This is a genomic window from Pontibacter sp. GD7, assembly GCF_058216375.1.
Window position 1 is genome coordinate 205686 of record NZ_JBYZMP010000002.1, and the last position, 18681, is coordinate 224366.

At 46.3% G+C, this 18681-nt stretch carries 14 protein-coding genes; 8 read left to right on the forward strand and 6 right to left on the reverse strand.

Annotation, left to right across the window (positions count from 1 at the left end; translation table 11 throughout):
- The first annotated feature begins 84 nt into the window (after window positions 1–84).
- Window positions 85–969, forward strand: a complete 885-nt coding sequence (locus AC4BAP_RS03960) for a universal stress protein (protein WP_490581323.1) — start codon at window positions 85–87, stop codon at window positions 967–969.
- 114 nt (window positions 970–1083) lie between these two features.
- Here the strand turns inward: AC4BAP_RS03960 and AC4BAP_RS03965 are convergent, their stop codons facing one another.
- The gene (locus tag AC4BAP_RS03965) at window positions 1084–1974 is read right to left on the reverse strand and encodes an ATP-grasp domain-containing protein (RefSeq protein ID WP_490581324.1); all 891 of its coding nucleotides are present in this window, start codon (window positions 1972–1974) and stop codon (window positions 1084–1086) included.
- Between the two features lie 135 nt (window positions 1975–2109).
- Between AC4BAP_RS03965 and AC4BAP_RS03970 the strand changes: the two genes are divergently transcribed.
- The 5 genes from AC4BAP_RS03970 (at window position 2110) to AC4BAP_RS03990 (ending at window position 8543) form a co-directional block, all read left to right on the forward strand.
- Complete coding sequence (locus tag AC4BAP_RS03970; RefSeq protein ID WP_490581325.1) at window positions 2110–2757, forward strand: hypothetical protein; 648 nt, start codon at window positions 2110–2112, stop codon at window positions 2755–2757.
- Between the two features lie 629 nt (window positions 2758–3386).
- Window positions 3387–3839 carry a D-aminoacyl-tRNA deacylase gene (dtd, locus tag AC4BAP_RS03975; RefSeq protein ID WP_490581326.1) on the forward strand — a complete coding sequence of 151 codons (453 nt, stop codon included), beginning with the start codon at window positions 3387–3389 and terminating at the stop codon, window positions 3837–3839.
- A gap of 87 nt (window positions 3840–3926) precedes the next feature.
- Window positions 3927–4835 carry a hypothetical protein gene (locus tag AC4BAP_RS03980; RefSeq protein WP_490581327.1) on the forward strand — a complete coding sequence of 303 codons (909 nt, stop codon included), beginning with the start codon at window positions 3927–3929 and terminating at the stop codon, window positions 4833–4835.
- 17 nt (window positions 4836–4852) lie between these two features.
- Window positions 4853–5179 carry a nucleotide pyrophosphohydrolase gene (locus AC4BAP_RS03985; RefSeq protein ID WP_490581328.1) on the forward strand — a complete coding sequence of 109 codons (327 nt, stop codon included), beginning with the start codon at window positions 4853–4855 and terminating at the stop codon, window positions 5177–5179.
- A gap of 304 nt (window positions 5180–5483) precedes the next feature.
- Window positions 5484–8543 carry a tolB protein precursor gene (locus tag AC4BAP_RS03990; RefSeq protein ID WP_490581329.1) on the forward strand — a complete coding sequence of 1020 codons (3060 nt, stop codon included), beginning with the start codon at window positions 5484–5486 and terminating at the stop codon, window positions 8541–8543.
- A gap of 74 nt (window positions 8544–8617) precedes the next feature.
- Here AC4BAP_RS03990 and AC4BAP_RS03995 read toward each other — a convergent pair whose 3' ends face one another.
- Together AC4BAP_RS03995 and gcvT are read right to left on the reverse strand one after the other, a co-directional pair.
- Window positions 8618–9343, reverse strand: a complete 726-nt coding sequence (locus tag AC4BAP_RS03995; RefSeq protein ID WP_490581330.1) for a 2-phosphosulfolactate phosphatase — start codon at window positions 9341–9343, stop codon at window positions 8618–8620.
- Between the two features lie 85 nt (window positions 9344–9428).
- Window positions 9429–10517: a glycine cleavage system aminomethyltransferase GcvT gene (gene gcvT / locus AC4BAP_RS04000; RefSeq protein ID WP_490581331.1), complete on the reverse strand. Its 1089-nt coding sequence runs from the start codon at window positions 10515–10517 to the stop codon at window positions 9429–9431.
- A 395-nt stretch (window positions 10518–10912) separates the two neighbouring features.
- Between gcvT and AC4BAP_RS04005 the strand changes: the two genes are divergently transcribed.
- Together AC4BAP_RS04005 and AC4BAP_RS04010 are read left to right on the forward strand one after the other, a co-directional pair.
- Window positions 10913–12382: a sensor histidine kinase gene (locus tag AC4BAP_RS04005; protein ID WP_490581332.1), complete on the forward strand. Its 1470-nt coding sequence runs from the start codon at window positions 10913–10915 to the stop codon at window positions 12380–12382.
- Between the two features lie 49 nt (window positions 12383–12431).
- Entirely contained in the window at window positions 12432–12866 is a 435-nt protein-coding gene (locus tag AC4BAP_RS04010; protein ID WP_490581333.1) for a response regulator, read from the forward strand.
- Window positions 12867–12886: 20 nt separating this feature from the next.
- On the opposite strand, the gene rnhB is transcribed toward AC4BAP_RS04010, so the two are convergent.
- The 3 genes from rnhB to AC4BAP_RS04025 all read right to left on the reverse strand — a co-directional run bounded on the left by rnhB (window position 12887) and on the right by AC4BAP_RS04025 (window position 18205).
- On the reverse strand, window positions 12887–13486 hold the full coding sequence (gene rnhB, locus AC4BAP_RS04015; protein ID WP_490581334.1) for a ribonuclease HII: 600 nt from the start codon (window positions 13484–13486) through the stop codon (window positions 12887–12889).
- 90 nt (window positions 13487–13576) lie between these two features.
- The gene (locus AC4BAP_RS04020) at window positions 13577–14977 is read right to left on the reverse strand and encodes a RagB/SusD family nutrient uptake outer membrane protein (protein WP_490581335.1); all 1401 of its coding nucleotides are present in this window, start codon (window positions 14975–14977) and stop codon (window positions 13577–13579) included.
- 81 nt (window positions 14978–15058) lie between these two features.
- Window positions 15059–18205 (reverse strand): SusC/RagA family TonB-linked outer membrane protein, encoded by a 3147-nt coding sequence (locus AC4BAP_RS04025; RefSeq protein ID WP_490581336.1) that lies wholly within the window; start codon window positions 18203–18205, stop codon window positions 15059–15061.
- Window positions 18206–18681 lie beyond the last annotated feature (476 nt).

Consider the following 18681-nt stretch of genomic DNA (forward strand, 5'->3'; position numbering starts at 1 on the left):
GTAAACTGTTTTAATACTTTGTATACCTGTAAGTATAACTCAGAAGAATGCACACGTATAAATAGCTAAACCTCACAGCATCCTATGTACAGAATTCTTGTCCCGGTAGATTTTACAGAAGACTCCGTTAAAGCCAGCCATTACGCCCTTGCCCTGGCAAGCGCCGCCCCACAGGCACAACTCCTGCTGCTGCACTGTTTCCAGGATTACCTCGCCGACGCAGACACCGATACGCCTCCCCCGCTGGAAATGTCTGCCTCCGACGAGGTGGCCGAACGGGTGATTAACCGTAACGTTGAAGAGGCACAGGACGAACTGGAAGAACTTTACCAGCAAATCCGGACCGAAGCCAAAGGACGTAACATGCACACCAGCGTGGAACGTGCATTTATACACGGCCTGCCGGAGGATGTTATACTTGATGAGGCCACACGGTTTAAACCTGACCTGGTGGTAATGGGCACCAAAGGAGAAGCAAACATCTCAAGGATCTTTTTCGGGACGGTTACCACCAAAGTCGTGCAAGAACTGAACATTCCGGTGCTAACCATACCCCAGGTTTACCAAGGCAATAAGGTAGCCAATGTAGCCTATGCCACCGACTTCGACAAAACGGACGGAAGAGCAATTGCACAGCTTTTGCAGTTACTGGCCCCATTTAAGCCCACCATGCACTGCGTTCACATCAGTAAATCCGAAAACGGTAAAGACCAGGCTAACCTGAACAGGCTACAGGAAAAGCTGACAAACTTATACCCCGAGGCAAGTATAAACTGCGCCCTGCTGGAGGGCAGCAGTGTTGCCAAAACCCTGCAACAGTACATAAAAGACCAGCACATAGACATACTGGCCCTGACCACACATAAGCGCAGCGGCCTTAGCAACATACTAAACCCCAGCCTTACACAAAAGCTTGTGCTTGAATCGGAGGTACCTTTATTGGTGTTTCACTCCCCAGAGGAAGTATAAAAGAGTAGCTGGATTGTAAAGGGCAATTTGACAAAAGACTTTGTGACAAAGGAAATAGCAGTTATACTTCAAACTCCTTTGTCATGAAGTCCTTTGTCAAAAAGTCATCACTATTTAGGCAGTAACCTGCAAGTGCTCCAGCACAGCCTGGTAGTAGCGTTCCAAAGCCCCCTCGCTCATTGCCATGAAAAGGAACGGCTCGATCAGTTCCAGTTCCATCAGGTGAAGTTCACCGTTTATTTCCACGCCATCCACACGGGCATACAAACAGTTCTGGGCAAAATGGTCTACTATGTTATGGGCGGCCTCAAGCAGGGCGGCAGGCGGTTCAGGGGTGTGTATGGTACCTCCAAAGAAGTGCTGTACCCTGAAATCACCGGGCTTTACGGTTTTAAGCACCGTATGGCTGTATTCACCATTAAAGAACAAAAACGACCACTCCCCTTTCGTCTGAATCTCGTTTACGAACGGCTGCACCATAAACGACTCCGTTTGGAGTAGCTCATTTATACTTTCGGCTTTATCCGCAGCATCGGTTGGGTTTAGTGCAAATGTGTTTTTAGCACCGCCGCTTACGCTTGGCTTCACAATAATTTTCTCCGACCCGAGTTTTGTAAAGGCCTCATCTGCAGAAAACGTGCTGCCTTTTTCAAGCCACATGGTTGGCACTATTTTCATGCCCTTGTCCTGCACGTCTTTCAGGTAACGCTTGTCTGCGTTCCAGCGCACAGTCTGCACCGGGTTCAGCACACGGCAGCCCAGTTGCTCCAACTTATCCAGCCAGGCATAAAACGCATCTATCTTATCAAAATAATCCCAGGGCGATTTAAGTATAATCAGCTCAAACTGAGTCCAGTCTACTGCAGGATCATCCCAGATCTGGTAAGAAACGCTTAGCCCTTTTTGGGTGAGGTAATTGTACAGGTCATCGTTCTCCTGGTCCGAAATTCCACTGAAATTACCCGTATTAAAATAAGTTATGAGTGCTATTTGTTGAATATCCATAATTGTGTAATCTTTGCGCAAAATTATGCTTTTACAGGCGCAGAAACTACTGGCTAAAGTACTTTTAGTCAAAACTTTTAAGTAGGCAGCACTCGTATGTATGGTATAATTTCTTAACGCCTACTTACGTTTACCATGTCCATTTTATCTTTCATCAGCTGCCGCTGGAAATATAGCCTTACCATAAGGCTTATTATCCTGTTGTTCCTGGTAAACACATTTGCTGCCGCCTGCACTTCCGACCCCACCTCAGAAGAGCAGAACGACGTGCCCCTTGAGCGCGAGGTAGCTTTAGAGGCCGACACTACTTCCACTAAACGAAATGCCGCGCCGGCCACAGTAAGCCTGTTGGGTAACCCGTTTGTGGCAAACCGTATCAAAAGCAATTTCCTGAGCTCATACTATGACCGTATTAACTCAGACTTTACCGTTGATGCTGATCCGATAGAGAACCTCCACCGTGCCTCTGTTACAGATACAATTTTCACTATCCGTTTTGGTAACTCCATAATGGAATTCTACGCCCCAAGCCAAACCGGTGACCTACTGCTACAGACAGCCGACATCCGCAACGGCGATATCACCCTCCGCAACAATATGCGCGTGGGCATGTCGCAGGCAGAGCTTATGAGCAAGTTAAAAGCCTTCGGCAAAGACATCCGGATCATTCAGAACCCTAATAAGATCGTTGCCTCAAGCCACGAAGGCGCTCCTACTTCCCTCCAGTTCTTCCTTAAAAATGGCAAGGTAAGCCGTATCCTTTATGAGGGATATGTGGATTAATTGGTGATTGCTAATGTAAAACCTGGCAAGTTCAGGTTGAGCTGCCCCTGCTTCGCAAAGTTCAAAATATTGTACCTATTTCAGGTTCTACCTTTTCTCCGCCTTTCAATTTAGCTGCCATCAATCCTTAGTTTTACTTGCCTATAGTTTCACCTTAGGCTTTGGTGCGCTCAAGGCGGGGGAAGGGGCCCTCTTTAAGCGAGGCCTCGCCTTTTCGCATCGCGCTGCTTTCGCTTCCTTTGCTCCTAACGTCGCAATGCCTCGCTAGCGCTCGTCACCGTAACCTCTCGAGGCGCTCAACGCAAAGGCTGGGATGGACACTTCTTGGCTAGCGATGATGCAACTGGAAAGAAAGTATAAACCTCGATTCGTAGGGACAGGTCGCGACCTGTCCGAGGAATATCGATAGCTATGAAACTTACATTTTGGATAATCAAAGGCCGAGATTCCCCTCTCGAGAGGGGCGCAGGGGTGTGTCAATCGTTCCCAGAAACTTCCCTCTCCTGTTTTTGGGGAAGGGGCCCTTAACAAAAGGAGAGGGCTAGGGAGAGATCAAACCGAAAATAAACAATTACCAATTAACAAACATCAATCCCTACCTTTGCCCAAAACAAAATTATAGTATAAATATGCGTGCAGTAATTCAGCGGGTAAGCCATGCCTCTGTAGAGATAGACAAGGTAGTAAAAGGTAAAATAGAAAAAGGCTTATTGCTTTTAGTTGGTATTTGCCCCGAGGATACCGAAGAAGACTTGAAATGGCTAGCCGCTAAAATCACACAGCTCCGGATCTTCAGCGACGAAAACGACAAGATGAACCTGAGTGTGCAGGATGTGCAGGGGGATATATTGGTCATTAGTCAGTTTACCTTATACGCCAGCACAAAAAAGGGTAACCGTCCCTCTTACACAAATGCAGCCCCACCCGCCATTGCCATACCTTTATATGAGCGTTTCGTTGCCATACTTGAGGAGGTATTAGGCAAACCAGTACAAACAGGTGAGTTTGGTGCCGACATGAAAGTCTCGTTATTAAACGATGGCCCGGTTACAATTACAATGGATACGAAGGCTAAAGAATAAACAGGCATCCATTAAATTATACTTATATTATACTTATAAATAGTTTTTAATTATCGCTATACTTGCTGTTGTTTTACACACTAAACTATGAACGGCAAGTCATTTATACTAAGGCTGAGTTTTTTCATACTTGCCTGGTTTTCAGTTGGCGTTTGCGCCTTGGCACAGGCCCAGACAGATAGCACCCAAACCCAGCAACCCACCCGCCAGCGCTGGCTCGTTGAGACTACTGACGGCACGGTACTACAAGGCATATTCCTTGGCCAGAATGAAGCAGGTATACGCCTGCTAACTGATATTGCTGGCGAGGTAACCATACCCATGAGCAAGGTAAAAAGCTATAAGGTGCTGGACGAACGAAATTTCAAAAACGGAGAGTACTGGTTCGAGAACCCGAACGCCACCCGTTACCTTTTCTCGCCTTCGGCATACAGCCTGCGCAAAGGCGAAGCTTATTTCCAGAATACATACCTTGTGCTAAACTCTTTTAACTATGGCGTAACCGACAGGTTTACGATAGGAGCCGGATTTGAGCTCATATCAACCTTTACAGGACAACCTGCTTTTTTTATCACGCCAAAGTATACTGTGCCTATCAGCGAAAAAGTGCGTGCCGGGGCGGGGTTGCTATACCTAAACCCCAGTTCATTTGACAGCGACTTTGACGGGGTTGGTCTGGGCTACGGTATTTTAACGTATGGCAACATGGACAACAATGCCACCCTGGGGGTAGGATATGGATTTTTGGGTAGCTCTACAGATAATCTTACTGTTATAACATTTAGCGGGATGCGGCGCATTGCACGAAAAGTAGCCTTAGTCACCGAAAACTGGCTTGTGCCAAACACATCCTTCAAAGGAGTTATTTCCTATGGCATCCGGACTATGGGAGAAAAAATTACCGTGGACCTGGCCTTTATTAACAACTCTGAAATTGCAGAAAGTATACCTATTGGCATTCCTTACGTGGATTTTGTGGTTAAATTTGGCAAGTAATTTTAACAAAGAGCCTTATGACCATAGCAGAAGCACAAGCCATAGTTGACAAGTGGATAAAAGAAAACGGTGTACGTTATTTTAACGAGCTCACCAACATGGCTATACTTACCGAGGAAGTAGGCGAAGTAGCACGTATCATCTCAAGGCAGTACGGCGAGCAATCATTCAAGAAAAGCGACGAAGGCAAGCAGCTTTCCGATGAACTGGCCGATGTGCTTTTTGTGCTGATCTGCCTGGCAAACCAAACCGGCATTAACCTGACGGAGGCGCTACAGAAAAATCTGGAGAAAAAAACGAACCGCGACAGCCAACGCCACAAGCAAAACGAAAAGCTAAAGTAAGTATAAACTCTTCCTCTCCGGCTTAATTAATGCAAACCAGCAAAAGCACACCTAACTAAATAACATAGGATAAACACTATACACCTTCCACTGCTTAAAACTATTGCTTCACCCTCCAATCTGGCTCCTTCACACCCAGTTTTGGCAAAATATTTGCACTACGAGAGCACAAATTATCTTTCGTAACTCACGGATACTGCGACAGATAGCTTCACCGTTCCTATACTGATTATACAAGGAGGCCTGGCAACAGCGTTATCAAAGTGGGGCAAGTTTGCAGCACCGTTTCTTAACAGCTTTACCTATGGCACAGAACTTAGCACGCTTTAGCCTGCTTTGCTTATTGCTGCTCATAACCACAGTAGCACAGGCGCAGTATTTTGGTCGGAACAAACCGGCTTACAAGAAATTCAAGTTCAAGGTGATGGAGAGCCCGAATTTCAAACTCTATCACTACTTCGACAACAAACAGGATGCCCTCAGGATCATAGAAGACTCTGAACGGTGGTATACACTTCACCAGTCGGTGTTAAAAGATACCATCGCCAATCCAAACCCAATGATCATCTATAAAAACCACGCTGATTTTCAGCAAACAACCGCTATCAGCGGAGCTATAGGCGTGGGCACGGGTGGTGTAACAGAGGGGCTTAAGAACAGGGTGGTGATGCCAATTACGCTTTCCAACAAGCAGACAGACTATGTATTGGGCCATGAGCTGGTACACGCCTTCCAGTATAATATGATGCGCACCGGCGACTCCTTATCGCTTAACTCGATGCGCAACCTGCCTTTGTGGATGGTAGAGGGCCTGGCAGAGTACATGTCCATCGGCCACTACGACCCTAATACGGCCATGTGGATGCGCGATGCCGTGCTGCACAAAGACATTCCTTCGCTAAAAGACCTTACCCGTAAACCACAGTACTTCCCTTACCGCTGGGGACAGGCTTTCTGGTCGTTTGTGGCCGGCACCTGGGGCGACCAGGTAATTGAGCCTTTGTTCCGGAACACGGCAAAGTATGGCTACGAAAACGCCATAAAAGACGTGCTTAAAGTAGATGCTGAAACACTGGGCAATATGTGGAAGACCAAGCTTCAGGATTATTACCAACCCTATATCAACGGCGCTGACACCCTGGCCACTGGCAACAAACTGATTTACGATCAAAATGCTGGCCGGCTTAACATTAGCCCCGTTTTAAGCCCGAATGGTAAGTTCATCGCCTATATGTCGGACCAGAATGTGCTGGGGCTGGATTTATACTTGGCCGATGCTACTACCGGTAAGGTAGTAAAACAACTGGCCAGCCTCACCCGAAACGAGCATCTGGATAACTTTAGCTTTATGGAATCGGCGGGTACCTTTTCGCCTTACGGTGACCGTTTTGCCTTTGTGGTGTTTGAGCAGGGAATTAACAAACTGGCGATTGTGGATGTGGCGCGCGGAAAGATTATCGAAAACCTGAGGATACCAGGCGTGGACGCATTTGCCTACCCTGCCTGGTCGCCGGACGGGCAAAGTATAGTTGTTTCGGGACTGGTTGAGATGCAAAGCGATTTATACTTGTATGACCTTCGCAGCAAGAAAGTAACCCGCCTTACCAACGATGCTTACAGCGACCTTATGCCAAGCTGGTCCGGAGAAGGTGCCAAACTGGTGTTCGCAACAGACAGGCCAGCTGCCGGTCAGGAATCTAATAGGCTAAACTACAACCTGGCTGAGCTTACGATAGGCACAGGCGATGTAAAAGTTGCCGATGTATTTGCAGGTGCCAACAACCTGAACCCGGTTTACGAACCAGCCGGAAGTATACTTTTCTTATCCGACAGGGACGGTTACCGCAATATGTACCGCTACAACCCGGAAGCAGAGCGTGTGGAGCAACTGACAAACTTCGTTACCGGCATCAGTGGCATCACAGCTTTTTCGCCGGCCATGTCGGTTGCCCGGGATGCCGCCACAGTGGTTTACTCACATTATGATAAAGGCAACTACAGCATCTATGCGGCTCCGTTGGCCCAGTTTGTCGGCAAGGATGTGAAGAGAAACGAACTGAATGCATATGCAGGCACTCTGCCTCCTATACAGCGAAACCAACCACTTGTTGCGCCAAACCTGGAAAAAGCAGCCAGCACCACTGCAACAAGTATAAACTCAGACTATGTTTCTGAGAAACCTTATAAACCAGAGTTTAAATTGGACCATATCAGCAATACAGCCGGTGTGGGCGTGGGTGTCAGCACCGGGCCTTATGGCTCTGGCATGAACGGCGGTATTAACATGCTCTTTAGTGATGTGCTGGGAACAAACCAGTTGTTTGCGGCCGCAGCACTGAACGGGCAGATATATGACTTTGGTGCGCAGGTGGCATACCTGAGACAGGTAGGCAGGTTTAGGCTGGGTGCACAGGTCGGCCATGTGCCTTTCCTTTCCGGCCGCATGGGTTATGTCCAGGACTCCTTGCAGGTTGGGGAGAACAAGATGCTCGTTGACAATGTCATTCTGCAGCAGATCCGTACCTTCCAGCAGTCGTTTAACCTGATCGGTAATTACATCTTCAGCACTACCCGCAGGCTGGAGTTCGGTGGTGGTGTTTCGCGCTACAGTTACCGCATAGACCAGTTCAACAACTATTACAAAGACGGCTTTTATATCAGAACGGAAGATGAAAAGCTAGATGCCCCCGATCCGTTCCATTTTGAGCAGGTGTATGCCGCATACGTTGGCGACAACTCTACTTTTGGTTTAACTTCGCCGCTAGCCGGACGTCGCTTCAGGTTACATGCGGAACGTTACTTTGGTGAGTTCAATTTCTGGACCGGTATTGCAGACTACAGGCAATACTTCTATGTAAAACCATTCTCGATTGCGTTCAGGGCGATGCATCAAACGCGCTTCGGCGGAGATGCCGATAATGGCAGGCTTGGTCCACTTTCTATCGCGCACCCTACTTTTGTGCGTGGCTATGGCAACGGATACTTCAATAAGAGCCAGCAGTATGGCTATAGCAACGTTTCATTCGAGAATCTGTATGGTAACCGCATAGCAGTGGCAAACGCCGAGATCCGGATACCTTTTACAGGGCCGGAGCGCCTGGCCATGATAAAGTCCGGCTTTCTGTTCTCAGACCTTAACCTGTTTGTGGATGCAGGTATGGCCTGGAGTCCAGGCACTTCAACAACGGAAAACTGGGGCTTCACTCCTGCCTCCGGCACTCCCAAACCCCTTGTTAGCGCAGGTGCATCGGTGCGGGTCAACCTGTTCGGGTACATGGTAATCGAGCCGTTCTATGCCATCCCACTGGAGAAAAACGGCTTAAAACTGGCTAACTTCGGACTTAATTTCGCACCTGGCTGGTAAGCTACAACAAGTATAAAAAGAGAAGGCCACCTAGATGGGTGGCCTTCTCTTTTTATACTTGAGTTTTTGAGCATCTATGCCATCTCATTTTTAACGGCTAAGTCTACTAACCTATCATGCTTCCAAACCGGTAAGGTATTGTAAACATCGTGCTGCAGGCAGAACTCGATATCCTTGTGAATTTCCAGGTTCTCTAGGCGGCGCACATGCGACGACTGGCGCAGGAAAGCCAGCATATCCTGTTTTGCTGCCTGGTACAAGTATAAAGATGCTAGCGTAGCATCGTTCTCAAAAGCGAAAGTATGCTGCAGGCGTTCTACCAAAGCACCGGCATACAAGGTGTCCTCCAGGTTAAACTTGCCTTTCCAGCCTGCACACACAACCAATACGTCCAGCTGCAGGTCCTGCAAGTGGTTTGCCACCGCCTGCAGGTTCAGGAATGCACCCACCACAATCTCATCAGCCTCCTCCGACATACGAATGGCCCGCGTACCGTTAGTGGTTGTAATGGCGATGGTCTTGCCCTGTACATTTCCGTTCATGTATGCAAACGGCGAATTGCCCAGGTCAAACCCTTCTGCCTTTACGCCGTCGCGCTCAGCAGCTATCAGGCAGCCTTGCGCGGCATAGGCCTGGCACTCTTCCAGTTTCATAACCGGGAAAATATCCGTAGCGCCATGGGCAAAAGCAGTTACCATAGTAGAGGTTGCACGCAGTATGTCCACTGCCACCACAGCCTTCCCTTTCAAATCATACAAGTGCAACAGCTCCGGACTGTAGCATACATCTATACTTGGCATTTTTACTAGATTTTAGACGTAAGACACAAGATATAAGACTTTTTCCCTGTCTTTCATCTTGTGTCTTACGTCTTGAGTCTTAAACTTATTTCTTCAGGATTGGTAGTTTTACCACCTGGGCTTTCATGTCTTTGTTACGCACGCGAACAAAAATCTCTGTGCCTGGCTTGCTGTGCTCAGAAGTTACATAACCCATGCCAATGCCTTTGCCCATAGACGGGGACATTGTGCCTGATGTAACCTCGCCTATCTGCTCTCCTTCTGCATTCACGATCTCGTAGTGTGCTCTCGGGATGGCTTTTTCCAGCATCTCGAAGCCTATCAGCTTGCGTGTCACACCAGCCTCTTTCTGTGCTTTCAGGTTGGCAGCGTTGGTAAAGTCTTTGTCAAACTTCGTGATCCAGCCCAGGCCAGCCTCCAGCGGAGAAGTGGTGTCGTTGATATCGTTACCGTACAGGCAGAAACCCATCTCCAGGCGCAGTGTATCGCGGGCACCCAACCCGATCGGCTTGATGCCATACGCTTTTCCTGCCTCCATGATCGCCTCAAATACCTGCTTGGCATCTTCGTTCTTCACATAGATCTCGAAACCCCCAGAGCCAGTATAACCCGTAGCCGATACGATCACGTCCTGCACGCCGGCAAACTCACCTTTATCGAAAGTATAGTATACCATGCTGGCCAGGTCTATTTTAGTAAGCGACTGCAGGGCTTCAGCAGCTTTCGGGCCTTGCACCGCAAAAAGCGACATCTCATCGGAAATATTCTCCAACTCCACGCCTTCGGTGTTATACTTGTTCACCCATGCCCAGTCCTTTTCTATGTTGGAGGCATTTACCACCAGCATATACTCCTCTTCACCTAAACGGTACACCAGCAGGTCGTCCACGATACCGCCCTCTTCGTTCGGGAAGCATGAGTACTGTACTTTACCGTCGGTTAGCTTAGAGGCATCGTTTGAGGTGATGCGCTGGATCAGGTCCAGGGCCTTCGGGCCGCGCAGCATGAACTCACCCATGTGCGATACATCAAAAATACCCACCGCATTGCGCACTGTGTTATGCTCATCCAGGTCTGATGAATAACGAACAGGCATGTTATATCCGGCAAAAGGCACCATTTTAGCACCTAGCGCCTCGTGCACATCATTTAAAGCAATTTTCTTAAGTTCCATTCGGTAAAGCTGTTTCAAAGTGTTTAAGTAGCAAAATTAATTAAATTTCAACCGCATCCGAAATTAATTACCCTCGCTTTAAAGAGGTGTTGCAGCAACTACTTATACTTTGGTCATGCAGCAAGTTCTTCAGAAAGCACAATAACAATCCAGAATAATATCAAACCTCTATATAATGATCCCCGTTAGTATAGGCGTATTATTAGCCAAAGGAACCATGTTATCTAACCGCTCAGGATTCATTTCATTTTTTGTGCCTCCAGTATAAATTTACATTATCTTGCTGACTCTTCATCCCGGGCTCCCGCTGGTTGGGGTAGCAGGGCTTTAAACTGTATGCTCGTCTGTGTTTACAGCGGGAAGCTAGTGTTTGCTTTTACAGGTCTGTATCATTCATGAAATTATCCGTAAAATTATTTCTCGGGTTCATCCTGATCTCGGTGCTTTTTACTGCTGTTGCCATTGTCAACTTCCAGCTTTCGGAGGATGTGATCCAGAACTCGCAGTGGGTTACACGCTCCCAGATTGTGGTGCGTAACTCTGCCGCCTTGCAGCGTAATATCATTGACATGGAAACAGGTTTGCGTGGTTTCCTGCTAAACGGTAACGAAACCTTTTTGCAGCCATACTATGCGGCCAAAGACCAGTTGGCCAGTCTGTTTGAGGAAACCAAGCGTTTTATCGAAGACTCTCCGGAACAAACCCAAAAGATAAACAGGATCATCAGGCTGCAGAAAGATTTTCAGGATAACTACGCAGAGCCTTTGATAAGTATGGTGCGCTCCGACACCCTGAATGGTGACTCGGATATTTACACAAAGATTGACAGCCTGGTACTTGGCGAGAAAGCCATTACCGACTCGATACGAATGACTTTCAGGGAGTTTAATGCACACGAGTACCAGATACGGGAAGACCGCAGGCAACGCCTCAACCAAAGTATAGATACAACCAGGCAGGTATCCACTATACTTACCATACTTTCTGTGATACTGGCTTTGAGCTGGGCATACTACATTGTGCGGTTAATTACAGAGCGCATTGTAAAAATGGTGACACTCGCAGAGCAGATCTCCAAGGGCGATTACAAGACGCAGATCATTGACACGTCCAGGGATGAACTTAGCCAATTGTCGCATTCCCTTAACCTGATGTCGTCTACGATTGATGAGACGTTTACGGAACTGGACAGGAAGAACAAGGAATTAGACCAGTTTGCCTATGTGGTGTCGCATGACCTGAAGGCGCCGCTGCGTGGCATTGAGGTGGCCTCCAGGTGGGTTGAAGAAGACATGGGTGCCCAGTTGCCGCCAAACGTGCAGGAATATCTGATGATGATGCGTGTGCGTGTTCACCGCATGGAGAACCTGATCAACGGTATACTTGCCCTGGCACGCATAGGGCGCACAGGCCAGGTAGAAGAGAATGTGGATGTGAATGAACTGCTGGTAGAGGTAATAGACATGCTGTCGCCGGGAAACAAATTTACATTTGATGTACAGGACAGCTTACCAACATTGTTTACCATCCGTATACAGCTGCAGCAGGTTTTCAGCAACCTGATAAGCAATGCGATAAAGTATCATGATAAAGAGCACGGGCTCATAGTTGTACGCCATCACGAAACCGAGAGCCATCATGTGTTTTCGGTGTCGGACGACGGCCCTGGCATTGACCCTGAGTACCATGACCGTATCTTTGTAATTTTCCAGACCTTACAGGAGCGCGACGCTGTGGAGAGCACTGGTGTGGGGCTTACGATCGTGAAGAAAATTGTGGAGTGGCAGGGAGGCAGCATTTGGCTGGACTCTATACCTGGGCAAGGATCGACCTTTACGTTTACATGGCCGAAAAGTAAGGCGTAAGAAGTATAATTTTAGTAGTTTTGTTTGATTGCAATTCAATAAAGTATAAATGACTGACAAGCAAGTAAATATCCTTTTAGTAGAAGACGACTACCTGGATATTATGAATGTGGAACGCGAACTTAAGAAGATAAATATTGAGCACCCACTGCATGTTGCACGAAACGGCAGGGAGGCGCTTAGTATGCTGCGCGGCGAAGGAGTGCCTAAGATTTCACCGGCCCCAAGCGTTATCCTGCTGGACATTAACATGCCCAAAATGAACGGGATTGAGTTCCTGACTGAGCTTAGGCGCGAACCGGAATTCAGTCACATCCCCGTTTTTATTATGACTACCTCCAACGAAGAAAGCGACAGAATGGCTGCGCAACGCTTAAACGTAGCCGGTTATATAGTTAAGCCTTTGTCGTTTGATAGTTTTGAAAAAAGCCACTCTTCCCTGGACAGCTTCAGCTTGTTCCTTGACCTGATCAAAATGAAATAAGGAAGCGCTCTTACAATAGGTTATTTAAAGATTTCCAGTTGCCTGGAAAGCAGCGTAAACGACTGCCTGTGGTAGGGCGTTGCGCCATACTTTGCAATGGCTTCCCGGTGCTGTTTGGTCGGATATCCGGCATTTTGCTCCCATCCATAAAGTTTACTGACCTCTCCCTGGCTGCACATATACTCATCGCGGTGTGTCTTTGCCAAAACCGAGGCAGCAGCAATAGAGAGGTACTTTCCATCGCCTTTTACAATGCACGAATATGGCGTTGCCAGGCTGGTCTTAAACCGGTTCCCGTCGATAAGCAGGTATTCCGGCTGTTGCTTTAGTCCCTCAATTGCCCGGTGCATCGCCAGGTAAGTGGCATTCAGAATGTTAATCTCATCAATCTCTTTGGGGCTGGCCTCTCCCACTGCCCAGGCCACCGCATCCTGAAGTATAACCCCACGCAATTCCTCCCGTTGCTTTTTGCTCAGTTGCTTCGAGTCGTTTAACAAAGGATGGCTATACTTTACCGGAAGTATAACCGCCGCGGCCACGACAGGCCCTGCCAGGCAACCACGCCCCGCCTCATCAACTCCCGCCTCTAGAGTATAACCGCTGTAGTTTGGTAATAGCATAAGGCAAAGGTAACAAGTATAAATAAAAAGCCCGCCAGGAGTACCGGCGGGCTTTTATAGATGTATGAGAAAAATTTATTAATCAGAATATTACAGCAGAGGGTTAGTCTGGTACTCCCTTGTTGGGATTGGCCAAATGTATCTGCTGTCAGTAACAGGTATTGTAGCACCTGCACCAATTGATGGAATACCCTGTCCTCTTCTCATGATATCATTTGTTCTAAAGCCTTCTGCTAATAGCTCGATTCTTCTTTCTGTAAGAATAGCTGTAATCAGGTTAGCCTTAGTTGTACCAGTATAAGTCCAGGTTGCGTCAGAACGCTTATGCACAGCTTCCAATAAAGCGATCGCACGCGTCTGGCTACCTACCTCAGCTTCAGCTTCAGCAAGGTTCAACAAAACTTCAGAGTAACGGATCAATGGCACCCAGTCAATGAATGGAGTAACACCGCTGAACTTAGTCACATAACGCTGACCAGAGATTGTAGCTGTTAAAGTAGACTTACGAACGTCAGTATCTCTAAACTGTGGGTTAGTATAAATACCGGTGATACCAGTTGTATTTACATTCAGGTAATACTCTCTGTTACCGTTCGGTGTACCATTGTAATAGTAACCTAACTGGTTCTGAGTACCTGGTGCGCTGTTGGTAGTCATTGGCATCGACAGGATAGATTCAGTAGTTGTGTAGTTAGTAAACACAGTACTGATATTTCCTTGTAATGCATGCGCTACACGGTTAGGAGAAGTAAATGGTGCGTTTGCCGAAACGATCTTATTTCCTTCTTCGATCACCTTTGCATAGTTGCCCATTGTCAGGTAAACACGGGTTTTAAGTGCAATGGCCGTATTTTTGTGAGCACGCGAAGTATTAAGTGCCGCAGATGCATAGTTAGCTGGTAACTCAGCTTCAGCCTCATTCAAATCCTTAATGATCTGAGCGTAGATCTGAGCCACAGTGCTTCTAGCCATGCCATTGTTCTCAGGACCAGTTTCACCTTTCAGACGTAATGGGATACCTGCAGATGCACCGTTATCGAGTACATAAGGCTTTGCATAGATCTGAATAAGTGAGAAGTAAGACAATGCCCTGTTAAACTTAGCCTCACCTTTATACTGCTGTAACTTAGCAGGGTCTATTTTTGAAGCATTTGCATCCAGACCTTCCAGGAATATGTTAGCTCTGTTAATAGTCAGGTAACCAGTGATCCAGAAGTTGGTCAGATAGGTATCGTCGCCACCAATTGTATGTGCATGTGCCCAGGCACCTGTTACACCGTTATTTAAACGGTTTATAAACTCTTCTGCACGTATGTCATTATATACCTGGTAACGGCCACCAAGGAATGCACCAGACTTTATAGTTGAGTAAAGTCCATTAGCCTGTGCTTCAACACGCTCAGGAGTATCAAATGCACTTTCTACTGACACTGAAGTACGTGGCTTTGCCTCTAGGAAATCATCTGCGCAAGATGACACCATTGGAGCCATAGGAATACTTAGTAAGGCCAGCCTTAACAAGTATTTTTTATTTGATTTTGAAATTATATTCATCGGTAATGAAATTAAAGATTAAAAGCCTAGGTTAACACCCATTGTAAACATTCTGCCTTGTGGCACTGTGTTACGCTCTACGCCAGGAGCAAGGTTAGAATTACCGTTTGTTGAGATCTCAGGGTCAACACCGCTATACTTCGTAAGAAGGAATGCATTGTCGATCTGGCCATATACTCTTAAAGAAGAGATACCGGTTTTGCCAAACAACTGAGTTGGCAGTCTGTAACCAAGTACTGTGTTCTGTAATCTCAGGAAGTCACCTTTCTCAACGTTTATGTCAAGTGGGAATGAAGAACCGTTTGATACGTTATCACCGTAAATCGGACGAGGGATGTTAGTCTGGTCTCCCTCTTTCTGCCAGCGGCTTAATACATCAGTATGGTTGTTCCAGAAACGCTGATCTCTTAAACCAGCCTGTGTACCATTGTAAATGTAGTTACCACCAGAGTATGTAAAGATCAGGCCTAAGTCGAAGTTACCGTAAGTAATGTTGTTAGTGAAACCACCGTACCAGGTTGGTAACGTGTTATACATCACAGAAGCGTCAGCTCCAGATACCGCAGCGGCAGGTCTGCCATCCAGGTAAGTCCAGGCATTTGCACCACCACCGTGCAGGTACTGTACTTCTTCACCTTTCTTGTTCACGAAGATTCTTCTACCGTTCTGAGGGTTAACGCCGTTTGTTTTAACTACCCAAAGGCTACCCACTGAGTTACCAACTCTTGTTAAGTTAGCAGTCTCAAGCTGCGTTACACCAGGGATTGGTGCATTACCACCAGCAAGCGCTGTAACTTCGTTTTTGTTCAGAGTCAGGTTAAGGTTCGTTTTCCAGGTGAATTTTCCGTTGTCAATAGGAGTTGCACCAAGAGAGAATTCCCAACCTTTGTTGTACATAGAGCCAACGTTTTGCAGAATGCTGTTACCAGGTATACCTTTAGATGGTGCCTGTGGAGCCTCCAGGATAAGACCGCTTACATCGTTGTTGTAGTAGTTAGTCTCGAATGTAATTCTGCCATTCAGGAAACCAAGGTCTAAGCCAACGTTTGTCTGATCACTAGTTTCCCAAGAAAGGAATACGTTACCAGCCTGTGCATAAGCAAGCGTTGAAACATCGCCATATAAGCCTGTTCCAAATAGTGAATAAGAACCAAAGTCACTAGGCAGGTTACCATTACCTACACGGCCCCAGCTACCTTTAAAGCGAACATTTGATACTGTGTTGGCAAGAGAGCTGTTCTTGAAGAAGTTCTCCTCAGACATTGCCCAACCAACAGAAGCACCACCAAAGTTACCCCAACGCTGCTTCTCAGCCAGAGCAGAGTTGCCATCTCTACGGAAGTTAGCGCTCAGGAAGTACTTACCACCATAGTTATAGCTCATGCTTGATAAATAAGATTCGTAAGCTCTTAGACCAATACCATTACCATTAGCTACGTTTGTAGTGTAACCAGCCTGGAATACGTTAAATCCTAAGTCTGTCAATGTCTGGCGAGTAGATCCCCAGCTATCAACCTTAATTTTCTGAACGTCAGTACCTGCTAGCAAGCTGATGTTGTGCTTTTCGCCGATAGTTGTCTGGTACTGCAATGTATTTACCCAGTTCCAGTTTTCTCTTCTTGAAACGCTGTTAGAAGCTTGACCACCCCAGCTCCAACCATCACCATGTAGCGGGTTCCAGAACAGGATGTTTTCGGTGTTACCTCTGTCGTAAGAGAAAGTGGTCTTAGCAGTAAGGCCTTTTAATAATGTAAAGTCACCACCAATATTTGAGATCAATCTGGTGTTCTCAGATGTATTGGTATTTAGATCAATAATTGGAAGCGGGTTCTGGAAAGTGATCGCAGCAAGGTTTTTACCTGGTCCGATCGTGTTAGAACCTGTAATGTTATAGCTACCATCAGCATTTCTAGGAGCAACGTTAGGAGGCAGTACCAATGCTAAACGCGCAAGACCAGAAGAAGCAAATGATGAACCAGGAAGAGAGCCTGTTTGAGGGGCCTGGTTCATAGAGTTGGTATACGTAACATTACCTCTGAAATTGAACCAATCAGTAACTTTATGGTTAATATTCAACCTTGTGTTTTTACGGTTGAATGAGTTAGCCTTAATGAAACCATCCTGATCGGTTACGCCAACTGAGAAGTAGTATGATGTGTTTTCGTTACCTCCAGAGATAGACATGTTATGGTTCTGAGAAACAGAACGGCGATAGATCTCATCGTACCATTTAGTGTCTACTGTTCCATCAGGGAAGAAGCTAACGCCATTTGCATCACGCTGAGCGGTTGGTACAAGTGCTGCGTTTACTGATAAAGCATTGCGTACAGCCTCATTTTTGTATTCTACGTACTGCTGCGCGTTCATCATTTCTGGTAAGCGAGTAGCTACGCCTGAACCTACCCAACCATCATAGGATACTTTGGCTTTGCCTGATTTACCTTTTTTAGTAGTAATAATTAACACGCCAGCAGCTGCTCTAGAACCATAAATAGAAGTAGAAGCAGCATCTTTTAAGATGTCGATAGACTCTATGTCTGAAGGGTTAATATCGCCAAGCGGGTTGTTAGCTGCAGCATTCGGAGATGCATCCCCAGTTGCGATTGGAATACCATCCACAACAATTAATGGGAAAGAGCTTAATGAAATAGAGTTGATACCGCGGATACGAATAACCGGAGGGTTGTTCAATACACCGTTAGGCTGTACGATGTTAACACCTGCTGCCTGGCCAGTTAAAGCTTGGGCAAAGCTTTGTACAGGACGGTCTTTGATCGCTTCGCCGGTTACAGAGGCCGCAGCACCTGTAAACTCTTCTTTCTTTTGTGTTGAATAACCTGTAATGATTACCTCGCTTAGCTGCTTGTTATCCAAAGACATGGCAACATTTATAGTAGAAGCATTGCCGATTGCCTTTTCAACAGGCAGGTATCCGATAAAACGGAATACAAGTGCCGTTCCGTTAGCAGGCACATTAATTGAATAAGTACCGTCTGCACCTGTAGTTGTACCTACAGATGTACCTTTAACTACAACAGCTACACCCGGCAGCCCTTGCGCGTTAGTCTGGTCTGTTACTTTACCAGACACGGTTTTGCTTTGTGCGACTGCCTGATTTAGCAGGGCGAGCATCAAAACAAAACTCATGAGTAATAGTTTTCTCATTTAAGTGTTTGAATTAAGGTGAATAATAGGTAATAAATTGGTTAGTATACTATGTAGCTAAGGGCTGAATTTTTAGACAAAATAGCGTCACAAATGCTCAAAGAGCATTTGTACATTTTGCCAAACAGCCTAATAGAAAGCCTTAAGCTTTCTTCAACGGACTAAAAAAATATGGATATAATATATGCTCTGCTATACAACAGACAGGGCACGAATGAAATATTGAAAGGAGATCAGAGCCGTAAAATTCAATTCCTCAAGAACACTTATCAGCTAATCGGCTTAAATCTTAAGCCAATAATATTTAGGATTAACTATAAATGCAACTGTTAGGATAAAAATATTTTAGCGTGCCCAGTTTAATGTTCAAACAATAATTGGCTTGGAATTTTACATTTCTTCTAACATGTATAAGCATTATAATCCTCTGTTAACATATCTATACCTCTTAATCAGTATTGTTGATATATGTCACG

Coding starts and splice junctions, on each gene's coding strand:
- AC4BAP_RS04010 (WP_490581333.1), top strand. CDS start 12,432: ATGACTGACAAGCAAGTAAATATCCTTTTAGTAGAAGACGACTACCTG.
- AC4BAP_RS03970 (WP_490581325.1), top strand. CDS start 2,110: ATGTCCATTTTATCTTTCATCAGCTGCCGCTGGAAATATAGCCTTACC.
- AC4BAP_RS04025 (WP_490581336.1), bottom strand. CDS start 18,205: ATGAGAAAACTATTACTCATGAGTTTTGTTTTGATGCTCGCCCTGCTA.
- rnhB (WP_490581334.1), bottom strand. CDS start 13,486: ATGCTATTACCAAACTACAGCGGTTATACTCTAGAGGCGGGAGTTGAT.
- AC4BAP_RS03960 (WP_490581323.1), top strand. CDS start 85: ATGTACAGAATTCTTGTCCCGGTAGATTTTACAGAAGACTCCGTTAAA.
- AC4BAP_RS03990 (WP_490581329.1), top strand. CDS start 5,484: ATGGCACAGAACTTAGCACGCTTTAGCCTGCTTTGCTTATTGCTGCTC.
- AC4BAP_RS03965 (WP_490581324.1), bottom strand. CDS start 1,974: ATGGATATTCAACAAATAGCACTCATAACTTATTTTAATACGGGTAAT.
- AC4BAP_RS03995 (WP_490581330.1), bottom strand. CDS start 9,343: ATGCCAAGTATAGATGTATGCTACAGTCCGGAGCTGTTGCACTTGTAT.
- AC4BAP_RS04020 (WP_490581335.1), bottom strand. CDS start 14,977: ATGGCTCCAATGGTGTCATCTTGCGCAGATGATTTCCTAGAGGCAAAG.
- gcvT (WP_490581331.1), bottom strand. CDS start 10,517: ATGGAACTTAAGAAAATTGCTTTAAATGATGTGCACGAGGCGCTAGGT.
- AC4BAP_RS04005 (WP_490581332.1), top strand. CDS start 10,913: ATGAAATTATCCGTAAAATTATTTCTCGGGTTCATCCTGATCTCGGTG.
- AC4BAP_RS03985 (WP_490581328.1), top strand. CDS start 4,853: ATGACCATAGCAGAAGCACAAGCCATAGTTGACAAGTGGATAAAAGAA.
- AC4BAP_RS03980 (WP_490581327.1), top strand. CDS start 3,927: ATGAACGGCAAGTCATTTATACTAAGGCTGAGTTTTTTCATACTTGCC.
- dtd (WP_490581326.1), top strand. CDS start 3,387: ATGCGTGCAGTAATTCAGCGGGTAAGCCATGCCTCTGTAGAGATAGAC.